Source organism: Agaribacterium haliotis (assembly GCF_002312815.1).
GTDB lineage: Bacteria > Pseudomonadota > Gammaproteobacteria > Pseudomonadales > Cellvibrionaceae > Agaribacterium > Agaribacterium haliotis.
Map to the genome: position 1 here is coordinate 179,551 of NZ_NKQJ01000006.1, position 17,302 is coordinate 196,852.

12 protein-coding genes are annotated in these 17,302 nt (G+C 50.4%); 4 read left to right on the forward strand and 8 right to left on the reverse strand.

Going from position 1 to position 17,302, the window contains the following annotated elements:
• Positions 1-594: 594 nt before the first annotated feature.
• On the reverse strand, positions 595-1,167 hold the full coding sequence (locus CFK45_RS08925) for a hypothetical protein (RefSeq protein ID WP_096086096.1): 573 nt from the start codon (positions 1,165-1,167) through the stop codon (positions 595-597).
• Positions 1,168-1,412: 245 nt separating this feature from the next.
• Here CFK45_RS08925 and CFK45_RS08930 point away from each other — a divergent pair, with 245 nt between their 5' ends.
• Entirely contained in the window at positions 1,413-2,243 is an 831-nt protein-coding gene (locus tag CFK45_RS08930; protein ID WP_096086097.1) for an N-formylglutamate amidohydrolase, read from the forward strand.
• A gap of 207 nt (positions 2,244-2,450) precedes the next feature.
• On the opposite strand, the gene CFK45_RS08935 is transcribed toward CFK45_RS08930, so the two are convergent.
• From CFK45_RS08935 to CFK45_RS08945, 3 genes are all read right to left on the reverse strand, one after another.
• Positions 2,451-3,449: a cytochrome-c peroxidase gene (locus CFK45_RS08935; protein WP_096086098.1), complete on the reverse strand. Its 999-nt coding sequence runs from the start codon at positions 3,447-3,449 to the stop codon at positions 2,451-2,453.
• Between the two features lie 291 nt (positions 3,450-3,740).
• The gene (locus tag CFK45_RS08940; protein ID WP_096086099.1) at positions 3,741-5,909 is read right to left on the reverse strand and encodes a cation:dicarboxylate symporter family transporter; all 2,169 of its coding nucleotides are present in this window, start codon (positions 5,907-5,909) and stop codon (positions 3,741-3,743) included.
• 459 nt (positions 5,910-6,368) lie between these two features.
• Positions 6,369-7,490: a zinc-dependent alcohol dehydrogenase gene (locus CFK45_RS08945; protein ID WP_096086100.1), complete on the reverse strand. Its 1,122-nt coding sequence runs from the start codon at positions 7,488-7,490 to the stop codon at positions 6,369-6,371.
• 453 nt (positions 7,491-7,943) lie between these two features.
• Between CFK45_RS08945 and CFK45_RS08950 the strand changes: the two genes are divergently transcribed.
• Positions 7,944-10,160 (forward strand): DUF6359 domain-containing protein, encoded by a 2,217-nt coding sequence (locus CFK45_RS08950; RefSeq protein ID WP_096086101.1) that lies wholly within the window; start codon positions 7,944-7,946, stop codon positions 10,158-10,160.
• Positions 10,161-10,200: 40 nt separating this feature from the next.
• Positions 10,201-12,207 (forward strand): bifunctional 2',3'-cyclic-nucleotide 2'-phosphodiesterase/3'-nucleotidase, encoded by a 2,007-nt coding sequence (locus CFK45_RS08955; protein ID WP_096086102.1) that lies wholly within the window; start codon positions 10,201-10,203, stop codon positions 12,205-12,207.
• A gap of 181 nt (positions 12,208-12,388) precedes the next feature.
• On the opposite strand, the gene CFK45_RS08960 is transcribed toward CFK45_RS08955, so the two are convergent.
• The 4 genes from CFK45_RS08960 to CFK45_RS08975 form a co-directional block, all read right to left on the reverse strand.
• Positions 12,389-12,640, reverse strand: a complete 252-nt coding sequence (locus CFK45_RS08960) for a GlsB/YeaQ/YmgE family stress response membrane protein (protein ID WP_096086103.1) — start codon at positions 12,638-12,640, stop codon at positions 12,389-12,391.
• 236 nt (positions 12,641-12,876) lie between these two features.
• Entirely contained in the window at positions 12,877-13,731 is an 855-nt protein-coding gene (locus CFK45_RS08965) for a class II fructose-bisphosphate aldolase (protein ID WP_096086104.1), read from the reverse strand.
• 11 nt (positions 13,732-13,742) lie between these two features.
• Entirely contained in the window at positions 13,743-15,254 is a 1,512-nt protein-coding gene (locus CFK45_RS08970; protein ID WP_096086105.1) for an L-fucose/L-arabinose isomerase family protein, read from the reverse strand.
• Positions 15,255-15,271: 17 nt separating this feature from the next.
• Positions 15,272-16,183 (reverse strand): carbohydrate kinase family protein, encoded by a 912-nt coding sequence (locus CFK45_RS08975; RefSeq protein WP_096086106.1) that lies wholly within the window; start codon positions 16,181-16,183, stop codon positions 15,272-15,274.
• A 155-nt stretch (positions 16,184-16,338) separates the two neighbouring features.
• Here CFK45_RS08975 and CFK45_RS08980 point away from each other — a divergent pair, with 155 nt between their 5' ends.
• The gene (locus CFK45_RS08980; protein WP_096086107.1) at positions 16,339-17,193 is read left to right on the forward strand and encodes a helix-turn-helix domain-containing protein; all 855 of its coding nucleotides are present in this window, start codon (positions 16,339-16,341) and stop codon (positions 17,191-17,193) included.
• Positions 17,194-17,302 lie beyond the last annotated feature (109 nt).

Consider the following 17,302-nt stretch of genomic DNA (forward strand, 5'->3'; position numbering starts at 1 on the left):
TAGAAAGCTATTGCCAGTGCCGTGCTTCACGCGCCCGATAAAATCTTAAGAAAGGAGTAAAAGCACTTTACAGTAGGCCGTACGAAAGTGCCGCGCTGCTTAGCCCTGCTCGGCTGAGCTGGGGTAGTCCTAAGTTAAGCACGCTTCTGCTGGAGCAGTGGCGGATTCATAAGGCAATTGTAAAAAAGCGAGGAGAAGCTGTGCTTCACCTCGCTCGATACTCACTTAAACAAGTGGGGGCCCGTATACCGTTGTGACAGCTTGGAGCTAAAACAGGCTTCTACAAGATATCGAAAACGGTGGGCATATGCACATTTGGCTGGGGGCGCATTTTAGACAAAAAGCCAGCGTGCGTCTATGCAAATTAGTGCCTTTGTCCGAGCGACTTTATCTTGGCTACTAATCCAAGCTACTGATCCAAGCCACTTAGCTCACCGGGCAAAGCCCCAAAGAAAAAACGGCCCATGGCCGCAAATGCGGTGCATGGGCAAATGAGAGACAAACGAAAACGATGTCTATTGGAACAACTTTCAAGAGCATGTATAAACATGCGCAACAGCACTCGCGAAAGGCGGGCGCTATAAACAAAAACAACTAGGGCTGGGCAAACTCCAGAAAGAACTCTCGCGAGCGGGTACTTTTTTCACAGTTGCGCCGTTTAGCGTCGTGCCATACCGCTTCAACCGCAACTCGGAACCAGTGGTGCTCATCAGACATCAGTTCCAACTGTAATGGCTGAGCCCAATCAGCTTCCAGCAGGCGCTTGTCGCCCGTTGGCGGCTTAAGCCGGTAAGTTTCTTTATCCGAGCGCAGGTTTAAGCGGCTGTCACTTTGGGCATGCGGCGCCGTTTTACTCAATTCAGCATATTTCTGACTGGCGCCGTGAGCCGCAACACTGAGCTCCAGCGATTTTATTCTCAGAGCACTGCCACCGACATTGCTTAATTCCAGGCTGGCCATGCCACTGCGCTGCCCTTTTGGCTGTTTGACATTGAGCACCTTAAGTTGCAGTTGAGGTTCTCGACTTCTCAGCCAGGCGGCAATCATCGAGTTCACCCGCCAAGCAAGTAGCAAAAAAGCAAGCAACAAACACAGCACCGCCAGCAGCACCAGCACCTGCCACAGGGCCGCCGAACTGCCGTGTAATGATTCAACTAAATTTTGCAAAGCGCCCCCCTGACCTAAATTAGCTTTTGCCAGTATAAAAAACGCTCAACACGCAAACAGGGCCCAGCTCGCAAAAAGCGCCGCCGCCGTGTGATCAACATCGCGCTTTAAACAAAGCCGTGCTTAAGTAGCAAGCGCTTTTACTGCGCGCACAACAATTGCCGGCACTGAGCAATGGCGCTAATCTAGGGCCTGTTAACAGGCCCCAACACTAAGTGCTAAACGACAAGCAAGGAAGTCGAACAATGATGCTAAGTGAAGAAGAGATATGCGCACGAATTCAACGGCGCGAATGTTTTAAGGCCAGCATAGAAGGCGGCGGCTTTAGCATTAAAATTGACAGCTACCTCCCTTGTATTGCAGCGGCCATTCACAATGGCACGCGCCTGCGCGAAGAGCTCAAAGAAAACTGCCTGCTCAGTCACGCCGAACGCTACTTTGAAGAAGACCCGCACACCGGCACCTTTATCGACGACCAACAAATAACCTTAATTGCCAACGACAGCCGCTACGAATACGACCTCAACCGGGCAACGTCAAACTGCGTTTACGACACAGCCTGGGGCAAAGATTGCTGGAAACAAGCGCTGAGCGAAACACAAAAACAAACCAGCCTGGCCAAACACGCTCAGTTTTACCGCATAGTCTCGGTACTTTGTGAGGCCCTTATCGAAGACTTTGGTGCCGTTTTAGTAATCGATACCCACAGTTACAATTGGCGCCGTTTTGAAGACAGGCACACGCCAGTATTTAATCTCGGCACAAGCTCAGTAAAAGGTGATTTATGGCGGGCAAGTATTGACTGCTGGCTAAACGAGCTCAACAACATCAGCGTTGACGGCATAGATATTGACGCAGCTGAGAACGATGTATTTTTTGGCAAAGGTCAGCTCGCCGCCCACTGCCACGGCCTTTACGACAATGTTTTAGTACTGGCGACAGAATTTAAAAAAGTATTTATGGATGAACGCAGCGGCGAAGCCTACGACAGCATTATCCAACAGTTGAAACTCGGCTACGGCCAAGCCATTCAAAAAACGCTGCTGGAGTTTTCCAAATTAACTAAAAGCAGCTAGGGCCCGACATAACCATCAAATACGCTCTTTGGGTGTACAGGCCTCACCCTGTTAGCGGCCTGAACTTGATAGCAGCAGCTGAGACTCGGCGTATATCCATCCATGGAGCCTCAACAGCAGCATCCCTGCTGCTGATGGTCTCATCTACTGCTATCAAGTCCATGCTTGGAGCCTGGTAGTGCCCCACCAGCCAGAATTAACAAAACCTTAGCTATCAGCAAAAGGCTGAGGCGGGGTGGTATCGTTATTAGACGGCGGCAAAATCGGCAGCACAATTTTGGGCTGTTCACCGGTCAGTGTTTTCAAAAACGCAACAATGTTTGCAGTCTCTTCGCTTGTAAACTCTTTATTAAGCTGTAATTTACCCATCAGATTTACCGCCTCTTCCAGGGTAGCAACTTCACCATCGTGAAAATATGGATAGGTCAGCTCGATATTTCGCAGCAGCGGCACCTTAAACATATTTTTATCCTGCTCTTTACCGGTAACATCCATACGGCCTTTGGCAGTGCTTTTGGTTTTATACTCAGCAAAAACACCGAGCTTCTGATACGAAGTGCCGCCGAGCCCCATGCCACTGTGACAAGCAACACAGCCCGAGTTTTTAAATAGCTCATAGCCTTTGAGCTCATGTGCTGCCAGCTGCGACTTGTCACCCTTTAACCACAAATCAAAACGGGAATTAGGCGTGATTAAGGTTTTTTCAAATTCAGCAATGGCTGTTGTTGCCCTATCGATGGTGACCCCGTCGCTGCCAAAGGCTTGTTTAAACATTGCCCGATACTGAGGCATCGAGTTAATGATGCTGATCGCAAGCTCATGATTGCTGGCCATTTCTTTCGGGTTCTCAATAGGGCCACCGGCCTGCTCTTTTAAATCAGCTGCGCGGCCGTCCCAAAATTGAGAATTATTCAAACTGGAATTCAGTACAGTAGGAGAATTAATCGGCCCCTGCTGCCAGTTGTGACCAACCGATGTTTTGATGTTATCGGTGCCCCCCATGCTCAAATTGTGACAAGTATTACAAGAAATAACGCCCGACTTGGAAAGGCGCGGGTCAAAGTACAAAAACTTGCCAAGCTCGGCTTTTTGCTCGTCAATATTCTTGGGTTTTTCAAGAGGCGCGTACGGCTCGTAGGCGTGGGCTCGCATCACTGCGGCCATACTGATAAGTAAAACAGTCCACGTCAGTTTTACTGAGTTCATCTGGTTTTTCTCCGCTTAGTATTGTAATTGGCTGGGCTGACATTCCTAAATTCGGGATTATCATAACGACTCAGCGCATACATTAATGCGGAGAACTTGGCATGTTATAAAAATGTGATAATTGCTTTTAAGCGGCGCCACAAAAAAATAAAAAACGACAGCTTTGTTATTAAACCGTGAGAATTAAAATTAAAACAGGCGCAGCAGCCGCGATAACCACACTCTCGAACAACCAAGCCTTTGAATAACCAGGCTCGCGACTGCCTTAAAACACTTTAGTGATATTGGTGCTTATAAACCCCAGCCCAAAACATCTTCAGCAATAGACCAGCGGCGCTTATCTTCTTGCGGGTCGTCACCCAAAATCCAGTGGTTGTAGACAGGCGCAACCTCGCCCATATCCCGCTTAAGCTTCAGCCAGGTATTCATATACAAAGTCCAGTCTATCTCACCTTTCGGCAAACCAAAGACGACCGGCGCCTTCATCGTGATACCTTCGGGGATAACAACGGTAAAACTCGGATACAGCACAGTCCAGGCTGCGGCTACTTCGGCGGAATAAACAAAAGCATCGACGTTTTCAAACTCACCTTTAAAAAACGCGCGCGGACTTTTTACATGCACCAGTTCAGCATTGGGAAACAGCTCGTGCACCGGTGACTCAAAATAACGCGACTTAGACAGGCCTATCTTTAGTTGCTCCATATCGACTATGTCTGCGCGTGTTTTAAACTTGTCGCGGCGATAGTCTTCTACGATCAAGCCAATACTGTGGTAAGTATACGCATCGGTATAGTTCACCTTGGTTGCCCGCAGCGGCGTAATGGTGTTGCCGCCGACGATAATATCGACGGTGCCATCGGCCAGCATCGCCGCCGTCTTGTCGAAGTTACCCGGCAGGCGCTGCACAACCAGCTTTACATCTAAGTCGTAGGCGAGCTGATGCATCAACTCCATATCAAAACCGACCACCTCACCAAGCTGATTGCGAAAAGCAAAAGGTAGGCGATCGGCAAAATAGGCGACTCTCAAGCTGCCGCGCTCACGAATGACATCCAGCCTGGGGCGAGCCTGCTGCTCAGGGCTCAAAGCCTGAAGCGGCTCGTCCAGCACTTCGACCATGGACGACGACAAACGCATCGCTTCAAAGCTTTTATCGCCGGTATATTGGTAGGGAATCACCTTGGTCATCACAATGCCGGCGCCGATCATCAGCGCCGCCGTCAGCCCCAGGTGCAAGCCCATTGCCTGAAATAAATTTCGCCACTTCAGGTGTTTTTTAACCGCTGCGGCAACCAGCAGCGTCACAACAAAACCGTGCAGCGCAGCCAGCGCCGTGGCAAAACGCGCGGTGACAACCGAGCCGAGCAAATAGAGCTGGAACTGATCCGCCGGCAGGCCAAAATAGTCGAGCAGAAACGGTATCGCCACGGCCATCGAGCCAAAGGCCGATAGCGCCCCCATCACCACAAACGATGCGTACTGATCCAAACCTAAAGGCGAGCCGACATACCAGGCGGAAAACAAAATAAAACCCAGGCCCATAAGGGTGCCGGCGCTTGGGAAACTATAGGCAGTTGGCACTAATACATCGACGGCACTGTCCGTTTCCTGATTCTGCAGGCCCTTGCTCTCGATCATCTCCTTGCAGCGCTCGGCAATCATCGGCAGTACAACTAAAACGGTGCCTGTGGCCAGCGCTGTGATCATCGCCTCACCGGCGTTGCGCATTAATTCGCGGTACGAAAACGGTGTCGACCATTTCACCAACAGTGGCATCGCGATCAACGCAAGCATTAACCAAGCTAACAAATAGACCCATAAAAAGACCTGTAACTTGCCAAGTTCATCTGGGTCCAGCGTACCTGCTGCGGAGGCTGAAATTGCAAAAATACCAAACGGCGCCAGCTTGGCGACAAAAGAGGCAACCTTCATCAACGCATCACTGACGTTGGCCATTAGATCCAGCAATACCACTTTTTCTTTTACTTGAATAAGCGCCGCACCGAGCAAAAGGCAGAACAGCACCACGGCAGGCACGATAGTATTAGCCAGCGAATAAAAAATATTGGCGGGAATATAAAGATCGAGAAAGTTAAATTCCGACTTCGGTGCGAGCAAACTGGCACTGAAAAAACCGGCCGTCTCCCAGTCGGGGTAGGCGAGCGGCAACAAAAGCAGCGTCAGCATGGTCAATAACCACAAAAACAAGATAACCAAGCCGCCGCGTATACCTATCTTCTGTGCGGTTGTCGCATCGAGCCGGCCGAGACCTCCGATAATACTCACCAACACATAAGGCAATACCGTCATCTGCAGAAGACGGATATAGGCGTTGCCGAATATCGACAAGCTACCTGTGATTTCACCAAAAAAGAGCCCGGTCAAAATACCCAAGACCAGGCCGGTAAGAACACGCTGAAACGCGCTTAGATTCTTAAAGAAGCGTAAGATAGCCACCTTGCTACTCCATATCCCAAAGCTGTAATTACTGTAGTAGTTATTAACGACAGCGAAGATTCTACAAGAGAAAGCAAACAAACACCTACGCAAAAACTCGCCCCAGCGCGTTACTTTAGCACTTAGATCAAAATAGCTCTGAAGGCAGAAGCGAGCCCTAGGCCCAGCATCGACCAAAACAGCCAGGACGATACTGGGGCCTGTTAACACTAATTAAGCCTTTTTAAACTGCCCGACAACGTAGTCCCCCGCCGGAATAGCAAAAGCCCACATCAGCGATGTCCAGGAGAGTATGTGCGCAACCGCACCCTGTTAGTGGCGGGCCCGGGCTACCTACAAAAATTTGGCCAACCAACATCACCCGAACAATTAAGCCAGCACCGCTGCCTCTACATCGGCCCGAAGCGGTGCGTATTTCAAGAAAAAAGGCGCGCTGTAGACAGCGCGCCAAGTACAGCTTTAGCTGTTCACTGTAATAACTTTAATACCTTCCATACGGATATTAGTTTCCACGGCTTCGGTAATTTCTTCCAGAGGGAACGAGTGAGTTACCAGGCGCGTGATTGGCAGGCCCATTTCTTTGATGCTTTTCATACAGGCGATCGCATTGGGGTAATCTTCCGGAGCATAAGCCCAGGAGCCAACCAGGGTAATTTCTTTATTGCAGATATCGACATGAGGGTTGACCGCAGCCTCACCGTTGTCGACAAAAAAGCCGAGCTCACACAAACCGCCACCGCGCGCAATTAACTTCCACACACTGGTTGCTGCAGCCGGAACACCGGTACACTGAAACGCAAACTTAGCGCCGCGACCATTAGTCAGTGCTTTAACAGCATCCGCCAGTTTCTCTGGCGTTTCAAATTCGGTGAAGTTCAACGTTTCGCTGGCGCCAAGCTCTTTGGCAATTGCCAGCCTGTCACTCTGGCCGTCAACAGCAATGATGCTTTGTATGCCCATCGACTTAAGCACAGCAATAATCGACAAACCAATTGGCCCACAGCCTTGAATCAGCACTGGTGAGGCCCAGTTCAGCAAGTTTGTTGTTTTGGCTCGCTCAACTGCATGCACGGCAACCGCAACAGGTTCAATTAAGATGCGCTCTTCAAGGCTAAATTCGCTGACATTAAAAAAGGTCGAGCCGTTTTTCAGAACTAAATAATCGCCAAACCAGCCGTTAAATTTATTGTCTTCTTGTTCGCCCATCAAACCGTAACAGCCCATGTTTTCACACATATTTGTGCGGCCGGGCATCGATACGCAGGGCTCACATTCGCCGCAGGGGATAATACTGGTAATCAGCTTGCTGCCGAGCTCAACTTTATTGCCAACCGTATCTGTGGTGACGTTTTTCCCAAGTTTGACAACTTCACCCGTGCCCTCGTGGCCGAGCACGATAGGAATCATCTTAAACGGGTCATTTTTATATTCGTGTACGTCGGTACCACAAACACCACAGCCCTCCACTTTTACTAAAATCTCATCGTCGCCTATCTCAGGCAGCGAAAATTCTTGCAGTTCAAACTTTCTCAGTTCAGTTAAAACAGCAACGCGGGCAGCTTCAGGTAAATCTACGGTCATGGCGCTCTCCTGTAATTAAAATATTGACTTGTTACTTTGTACAGACACATATCAGCTAAGCCCGATGCAACTGCAAAAAGCGACATAAAATCAAAGATCAAATTCACTATATCAACGCCTGACGCGACAATTTAAATACAGAACCAGACCAAATATGTACTATTTTTCCCCACAGAAATTTATTTGACCTAGGTTAAAAACCGCCCGTGCAACACCAATGCTTATCCACCTAAAAAGCTATAAGACCGGGTTCATCGACAAAAGATCTTGCGCTAAAACAAAGCGGCTCTGATCTACATCAATACCAGCTCAACACAAAACAGCTGGCGCGCCATTCATTGCCGCATTCAAAAAGGCATCACAGAAGCATCATCTAGCCGTCATCGCACAGTCACCTGCTCACCCTAGAGTCTTGTCTCCTAGTCGCACTTGATCATTCAACGGAAGAAGCTCATGTTAAAAAATAAGTGGTCCCTGGCTCTTAGCCTTTGCAGTATTTGTGCACTCAGCCACAGCGCTTCTGGCGCTGACTATCAATGGAATTACCCGGCTCCGGTAAAGACACCTAGCGCCACTAGCAACAACGGCAAGATTGTATTATTTGATGTGTCGCACGGCGGCGTAGAGGGCAATGCCGACTGGGTGATCGACGGTGCGTTCTCAGACTTTGCCGACGCCCTGGTCAACGAAGGTTATCGGGTTGAGGAATACAGAGGCGTCGACAAAAACGGCGACGGTCTGATCCAGTTTGTCGACGACTACAACAACCCCAGCGCAAGCAATAGTGCGCTTAACGAAGCGCAAATTAATTTCCAGGCTATCTCCCACGCCGACGTCTTGGTGCTTGCCGAAAGCAACCGGCCTTTTACCCTGGCTGAACAAACAGCACTTGAGCAATTTGTTGCCGCGGGCAAAGGCATTTATTTTATCGGCGATCACTACAACGCCGATCGCAACCTCAACAGCTGGGACAGCACTGAAGTTTTTAACGGCTACAACCGCTCCGATCTCAGCCAATTTAATGTCGGCGGCGTTTACGGCGATCTGCGCCACCCCGGCGCCGCCGGGGGCGGCTGGTTGGCACAGAACTTCGGCATTCGCTTTCGCTTTAACGCCATCGACTATATCCCCGGCGCGAGCTTGTTAGTCGACGCCCAGCAGAGCGAGGGCATTACTGTCGGCGCAGGTCCCGTGCTTATGGCCGGCGGGGCAACACTTGCCATTACCGATGCCAGTCGCGCAAAAGGCCTGGTTTATTTTGCCCCAGGCGACAGTCCCAGCGCCTGGAATCACGCGGTGGATTCGGGTTTGTATCTCGGTGGCAGCGATGAAGGCCCCTACGTGGCTATCGCCAAATCTGGCGCCGGTAAAGCCGCTTTTATCGGCGATTCCAGCCCGATTGAAGACGCCAGCCCCAAATATCGGCGCGAGGACAACGGCAACACAAAGCGCACCTACCCCGGCTGGACGGACGCGGGCAACGCAGCCCAGCTGTCCATCAATATCGTCAACTGGCTGGCGACACCGGAATCCTATACCCACTTTAACAGCAGCGCCCACCCGCCAGGTTTTGTCACCCCGCAGGCGCTTTTTGTTGAAGAGCTGAGCGACCCCGACAACGGCCAGCCCTGGAACACTCCCAGCGGCGGCTACCAGCCCTGGGATAAATCGACCTTTGCCTACGGCTCTTACGGCGCACCGCAGGGCCCGGGCGGCAGCAGTGGCGGCGGCGACCCCAGCTCTGATGCACTCTCTGTTGGCGAGGCCCTCGCCCTGGGCAACGGCAGTGCCGTCACCGTTCGCGGCGTCGTGACACAGGCGATCAACGGCGAATACGCACTCGAGATTGCCGACGCGACAAACAGCAGCAACAAAATTTTTATCAAACTCGAAAGTCAGTACCGCGCCGAATTCAGCCCGCAGAACAACCCTGCCATCATTGGGCGCAGTATCGAAGTCAGCGGTGTACGCGATGATTATATGAGCTCACCGAGCGTCGAATCGGTCAGCGCCATGATCCTTGTCAGTGACAACAGCAGCGGCTCGCCCTCCGCACTCAGCGTTGGCGAAGCGCTCAATCAAACCAATGGCAGCGACGTCAGTGTTATCGGCGAAATTAGCCAGGCCATTAACGGCGAATATGCGCTCGAGCTCAGCGACTTAAACAACCCCAGTCAAAGCATCTACGTCAAACTCGACGCCGCCTACAGAGCTGAATTTAGCCCTCAAAATCAGCCCCAGCTGATCGGCCAGCAACTTCAGGTAAGCGGCCGGCGCGACGACTACATGAACTACCCCAGCATCGAGTACGTCACTGCCATGCAATTAGTCGGCTCCCCGGGTGGTTCGGGCAATGCACCCTGCTCCGTGCCCGGTGCCGTCTCGGTCGCAACGGTAAAAGCAGCCGATGTCGGTACCGCGTTTACCACCGTCGGCCTTGTTGTCGCCGGTGTCAATGACCCTTACGCGCTGGAACTTGCCGATATCAACGACAGCACCAGCAGTATTTACGTGAAGTTGGAATCACACCAGCGCAGCGATTTCAGCCCGGCGCTGAACCCCTCCGTGCTCGGCACTTATCTTGAAGTCAGCGGCCGCCGCGACCTCTACATCAGCTACCCGAGCCTGGAATCCGTCAGCCATTTGCAAATCTCTACCAGCTGCCCTTAAGGGCAGCTTTTTTTGAAAAACACCAAGGAACTTAAGTTCGATGAAACACTTTAAAAAAGCCGTACTCAGTCTCGCAGCAGGCTCAGCTAGTCTCGCCCTGATTAGCTGTGGAGGTGACGATGACAACAGCGCCAAAGTCAACTTGCGGCTAATGGAAACCACCGATATTCACGCCAATGTTATGGATCACAATTATTACAGTGGCAGTCAGAGTGAAAAAATCGGCCTGGTGCGCACCGCAACATTAATTAACGAAGCCCGCGCGGAACTCAGCGAAGCCGACAACCACGTTTTAGTCGACAACGGCGATCTGATCCAGGGTAGCCCAATGGGCGACTGGCGCGCGGCCGAAGGCATAGAAGCTGGCGAAGTCCACCCTGTTTATAAAGTTATGAACGAGCTCGACTACACTGTCGCCAACTACGGCAACCACGAGTTTAACTACGGCCTGGCATTTTTAGCCGAGAGTGTTAACGACGCCAACTTCCCCTATATCAGCGCCAATATTTTTAAGCACGACAGCGATAGCGACGACAGCAACGACGAGCTCTACTTCAAACCCTACCACTTAGAAAACAAGCTGCTGCTAGACGAGAACGGCCGCGAGCGAGAAATCACCATTGGTTTTATTGGTTTTGTACCACCCCAGATTATGCAGTGGGACAAAGCCAAACTTGAGGGCCAGCTAAAAACCAAAGACATTAAACAAATGGCCGAACGCTTTGTACCCCAAATGCGTGCCGAAGGCGCCGATATTGTCGTTGCCATTCCCCACTCAGGCATCAGCACCGAAGCATATAGCGCCGATGCCCTGCCGGAACACAGCGCCTGGTACCTGGCCGATGTCGACGGCATCGATGCCATCATGTTTGGTCACAGCCACCTGACATTTCCATCGGCTGCTTTTGCTGATACTGCAGGCGTTGACCTTGAAGCCGGCACCATTAAAGGCGTGCCGGCCGTTATGCCCGGATACTGGGGCAGCCACCTAGGAATTATCGACCTTGAACTGGAATACAATATCGACAAAGACCGCTGGCGCGTGAGCGCGAGCAAAGTCGAAGCGCGCGCGATTTACGACAACGAAAACAAAATGGCTTTGGTTGATGCCGACCACAGCCTGGTTGCCGCAGTTGCCGATGACCACGACAAAACTCAAGCCTACATGGGTACACCGATAGGTGAGGTCAGCGATAATATTTTCAGTTTTCTTGCCCTGGTAAAAGATGACCCGTCTATTCAAATTGTCAGCGACGCGCAAAAAGCCTATGTTGAAGACCTCATTGTTGGCGACGTCAACTTGCAAGAGCTACCGGTACTTTCTGCAGCTGCGCCGTTTAAAGCCTGCGACCGGGAAGGTATCTGTGCAGATGAAACCAGCTTTACCACTGTGCCCAAAGGCCAGCTAACCTTAAGTGATGCAGCGGATTTATATCTGTACCCAAATACTCTGGTTGCAGTAAAAGTCACCGGGGCCGAACTAAAAGGCTGGCTGGAATGCTCTGCATCTCAGTTTTTCCAAATTGATACAAACACCAGCGCGCGCCAAGAACTTATTAACTACGCTGGCTTTCCGACCTACAACTTTGATGTTATCGACGGCGTCACGTACGAGATCGACGTCAGCCAACCCGCTCGCAATGACGGCAAGTGCCAGGAGCTAAATGCCGATGCCGAGCGCATCGTCAATTTAAAATACATGGGCAGTAAGGTCAGTGACGAACAAGAATTTATTGTCGCCAGCAACAACTATCGCGCCAATGGCGGTCAATTCCCCGGCACTGGTGCCGATCATGTTGTCATTAACTCACCCGATGCCAACCGCACCGTATTAGCAAATTATATTCGCGACAACAGCCCCGTCACACCAACGGCTGATGGCAACTGGAGCTTTAAGAAACTCGATACCGACACCGATCTGGAAATTGTATTTCGGGTACCAGATAGTGAACGCGCCCGCAGCTTTGTAGCAGAACAGTTGCCAAGTGCTGTTGAGCTGGAAATAAACGATAAAAAAGAAGTCATCTACGAATTAAATATGCAATAACTGCGCTTGCTGTCGACAGGCCCCAATAAAGCAATAGAGAGCAAAGTAATAGAGAATAACGTAATAAAGAGTAAAGCAATAAAAAAGCCCTGTTAGCTTAAGCTCAACAGGGCTTTTTTCTAGGGCCAGTTAGTGGCAGTTTTGTCTTCGTGACCACTCTGTGCTCTTGCACTTAAAAAAATCAGGCCTTTTTAATCAAACCCACAACAAACAACAGTAGCGCTGCGCCGACTGTTGCCGTGATGATCGAACCAACCAAACCACCGGCAGAAATACCAACAAGGCCAAAAACAAAACCGCCGATAACCGCGCCAACGACCCCGACAACGATATTGCCCAACAGGCCAAAACCACCACCTTTCATTAAGTTCCCTGCCAACCATCCTGCCAATGCTCCGATGGCCAAAAATACTAGCAAACTGACTATGTCCATAACTTCACCTTTAATGCTGAGTGTAGAGTTGATTCAATCGACTGATAAAAATCGCAAGCAAAATAAAAATCGCAAACTTAGGCGACAATACGCCAACATAAATCAGTCGAATTAGACGCTAACACATAAGGCTTTAGCTTGCGTTACACTCAGCGCCACTTTTTTATTGAAGCTCAAACACAAAAAAAGGCGCCGCGTTTTAGCGCGGCGCCTTTATAAAGCTTTAATAAAAAAGTTTACGCTGCTTTTTCGTTTTTAATACTATTAACAGCACACAAACGGTCATAAACCACATCGGCAATTTTAGGAATCACCTCTTTCATCAAGAATGGAGGATAAGCCGCAGCAACATCTTTACTTATTTCTTCATAAGTCTCACGCATGTAAGTAGTGTGCACGATGGTGCCAATATTAATCTTGGCTATGCCCATGGTGATAGAGCGTTGAATATCTTCATCGGGGATACCGGTACCACCGTGCAAAACAAGGGGCGCCGCAACGGCGTTGGCAATTTCCTGTAGCCTGTCAAAGTGAATTTTAGGTGTTGTCGGGGTAAAGCCGTGAGCGGTGCCTATGCCCACCGCGATGGAATCCGGGCCGGCCTCTTCGGCCAGCGCTTTAACATCGGCAACCGCAGCAAGATAATCGTCTTCAGTTTTGGCAACAACATCGCGGCCCATAATCTTGCCGATTTCGGCTTCAACCTGAACCCCGGCACTGGCGGCGTAGTTCACAACTTCTTTGGTACCGCGGATATTATCGGCCAGCGGCATTTGCGAACCATCAAACATAACCGAGTCATAACCATCGTCAATGGCCTGCTTGCACATATTGACATCGGAGCAGTGATCCAGGTGCAAATACAACTTGTTATTCGCCAGCTTTTCAAAACCATCGACCATTTTGCGGCACATATAGGAGCTATTTAACTCCACTACCGGGCCATAGGTCATCAGCATCGCGGGTAAATCTAGGCGATTAGCTGCATCGACAACCGCGTGAATATCGTAGATATCGTTAATATTAAAACCAGACAGGCAGCGGCCTTGTTGGCGATACTCTTTTAATAAATCTGCAAGTGCTTTAGCCATGATGCAGCTCCTTAGAAGTTCATGTTTTTAGGTTGACTGCGACCGCTGGTGACGCTGTCTAAAATGGGTAATTCGTCTACGCCTATCCAGTGATTAAATTCGCGCAAATCTTCAAGCAAGTGTCCACGCGCAACAATCCAATGGTGGTCAAGGCCGTTAGTCAGTACAGTGTTAATAACTGATTTAGTTGTGCAGTTTTTAGGGTCTACTTCGCCATAAGAGCCGCGATAGCGCATTTCTGAATCGACAATATCGCCTTCAAATGCCATAACAAAACTGGCGTGAGGGTACTGGTATTTAGCGACGGTAATTGGCCCGGTTTCCTGCAAAAATTCAAGCATCATGCCGCAGCTGCTTTCTTCATCGAAGTTGTCGAGTATGCTGTGGTTGCGCATCTGGAACTTAGTGCCCCGACGCATCAGGCGAGTTGCTGTGCCACCGCAGTGCCACATACCAACTTTGTTGTCGTTAGCGTTCAGGTAACTCAAGTCCATCAGTGTTGGCAGGCCCGCACCTTCGGTTAGCTCATTAAAGGTCACCATGGTCAGCAAACCGCCCATATCACTTTCGTCGGCAACGGGTATGCCCAAATCCTGCACCAGGCCACCTGCGCCGTCACCGGCAATGCCATAGCGGTCAAATAATTCGGGCCAGTTTTTCAAAGCGATGCCTAAGTAACCGCCGCTGCGAGTGTAATCGGCAATCGCCAGCGCAAAACGCACACTTAAATACAGCTCGTTTTCTTTTACTTCGTTCTCGTCACAAAGCTCTGAACTAATTAATTTTTGTACAATCGGGTTAATTTGCTCTTCGGTAAATTTGTCTCCGTGCTGCCACAACTCTTCTAGATCGACCCTATCTATGCTCAGACCAAAATGGCGCGCAATGCTCATTTCATTGAGTTCACAGTCGTAAAAACCCGGCACACGCATGCCGCCAATCATTAAGAGCTTGCCCTGATTTAAACGACTTTTTGCCAGCAGAGATCGGCAGTAGCGGCTTAAGGCCTGATTCAAATTTTCGGTGCCGATATCTTCAAATACCCAGCTGTATTTAATCTGCATATTGTTAAATACATTGAGCATAAAGTTTTGCGAACAAAAACGATTGGCGCGCAGGTTGCCGCCAGTCATTTCAGTGTGCGCCCAACTTAATACCGGCATATTGTTATCTTTAAGCCAGGTCGCAACCGCCAGCGCTACCGCACCGTCAATAAACGATGCGTGGTAAATAATCAAACCGGTCATGCCTTTACTTTTGTAGTTATTCAGCATCGCCAGTACATCGTCTTTAGTTTGCACAGGCTCGGCATCGGCGAGCAGCGAAGCCGCCTCGGGAACCAGAGCCTCGGTTGCAGCTACCGCTTCTTTATAGGCTTTTTTACAAAGCTCCCAGTCGAAGTGCATTTCCAGGCCAAGACCAATTAAACCAATCGCACAATCACTTTTGTTCTGTGCTGGCGCAACCAGCTCGTCCATTTCTTTCTGTACAACACCAACTCTTTCGAGGAAATTAACGCTCATAGTTCTACCAACTTCAATTACAGTAATTCGTTGTTGTTAATCACAGCTTCGACTTCGGCTGCACTCGGGTGATACGTTCTACCACCGACATGCCTGGCAACCAGCGATGCGTACGCGCTGGCAAACTGCATGCGCTGCTGTATGTCCATGCCCTGCAATAACGCGTAAGCGTAAGCCCCGTGATAACTGTCGCCGCAACCGGTGGTATCGACCACCTCAGTTTTAAAGGCGCCCTGATGCACAACCTTGCCCGCAAGCCAGGCCCAGCTGCCATTGGCACCATCGGTAATCACAATTTGTGCATCGCTTAATTTGGCAAGTTCAGGCAGTGCCAAACCGACTTCGTCTTCACCGGTGATGGCCTGCGCAGCCTCCAAGGGCAAAATGGCGTGAGAACCTAAGCTAATCATTTCAATGAGCTCTTCTCTATCGCCGGCTTCAACGTCGAGTACCGAGGGCACGCCGAGCTCTCGCGCAAGCTTTAACAGCTGGATATTTCCGGCTCGGTCATAACCGTCGACAAATACAAGCTTGCTGTTTTGCACCCATTCGCGCTTTACGTCGGCCGGAGCCAGCGCGCGATAGTTGTTCAGACTGTAAAACACCGTGCGCTCGCCGTTATTGGCATCAATCTCAACCAGGGCAACAGCTGGGTTGTGCTCGGGCTTGTTGAGCATCAGCGAGCTATCAACCTTGCAACGCTGCAATTCGCGCTCGGCAATATCACTTAAAACGTTGTCACCCCGGTTGCCCAAAAATGCGGTTTTCAGCCCCAACATAGCCATTACACTGGCGGCATTTCCGGCCGGGGCGCCGCCCTGAATTAATATCTTGTCGACTTCGTGTTTGCTGTCCCTCTTTACCTGTTCGGGCAGGGTGAACAACAGATCCACAACGTTCAGACCACTGACAATGACATCAAAGCTCATCTCTTATCTCTCTCGTTTTTGCTGAGTTCAGCTTACGCCAGGCTAAGACAACAGCGGCAATACTCAATTTGCCTATTTATGTACTATTTTTCCCTATAAACATAGAATTTGATTTTGATCAAACCTTTTAGATACACATAAGCCACTGTAGTCGCATGAAAGCCGTATTAGAGAAGATTCCAGAACAGGCGCGCCAGTCGTTCTATTTCAGCGACTACCGCCAAAGCCGCTTTAACAGCCCGTGGCACTACCACCCACAGTGGGAGCTAACCTGGATAGAGCGCGGAGAAGGCATTGCTTATGTTGGCAATGTCATACGCCCTTTTGTCGAGGGCGAGCTGGTCTTGCTCGGGCCCATGCTGCCGCACTGCTGGAAGAGCGACGCCAGCGACGGCGCTGTGGTCAGCTATTTTGCCCAGTGGGACGACAAGCTGCTCGGCAGTCACTGGCTGCAGGGGCCGGAGTTTGTTGCGCTCAACAAATTGCTGCAGGCGAGTCGCCGCGGCCTGCTATTTGACGCGCAGGTAAGTCGCGAGCTTGGCGAGAAATTAGTTCAACTTGGAGAACTCGCCCCGTTTGAGCGGCTGTTAAGCTTACTTAGTATTTTAAATACGCTCAGCGGCAGCAAATTTACGACCCTCTGTGAACACGAGGCGGTGCAAATTAATACGCTTGCAGCCGATCGTATCGAGCGCATCATTCACTACGTCGAAAACCACTACAGAGAAGAAATTACCGCCAACCAGCTAAGTGAACTGTGCAGCATGACCACAAGCTCGTTCGCCAAGTTCTTTCGCAAAACCTTCAATAAAACCTTTACCCAGTACCTGAATGAATACCGCATAAGCCGCGCATGCAGTTTGCTGCAGAGCAGCAAGATGAGCATTGAGGACATCGCCTTTGATGTCGGCTATCGAAACATGAGCTTTTTTCACCGCCAATTTAAGAACCAGTGCAGCAGCACACCCGCGGCGTGGCGGCGCGCCTTTCTCGCCCTGAACGAGAGTTAAAAAGCATGGACAACGGCAAGCCTTGCAATGCTATAGTTGTCGCTAAGACGAATTCTGACGACAGGAGGCCCGCTGTTTGTGCGCCTGTAAAGCTCAAGCTCAGAAGCTG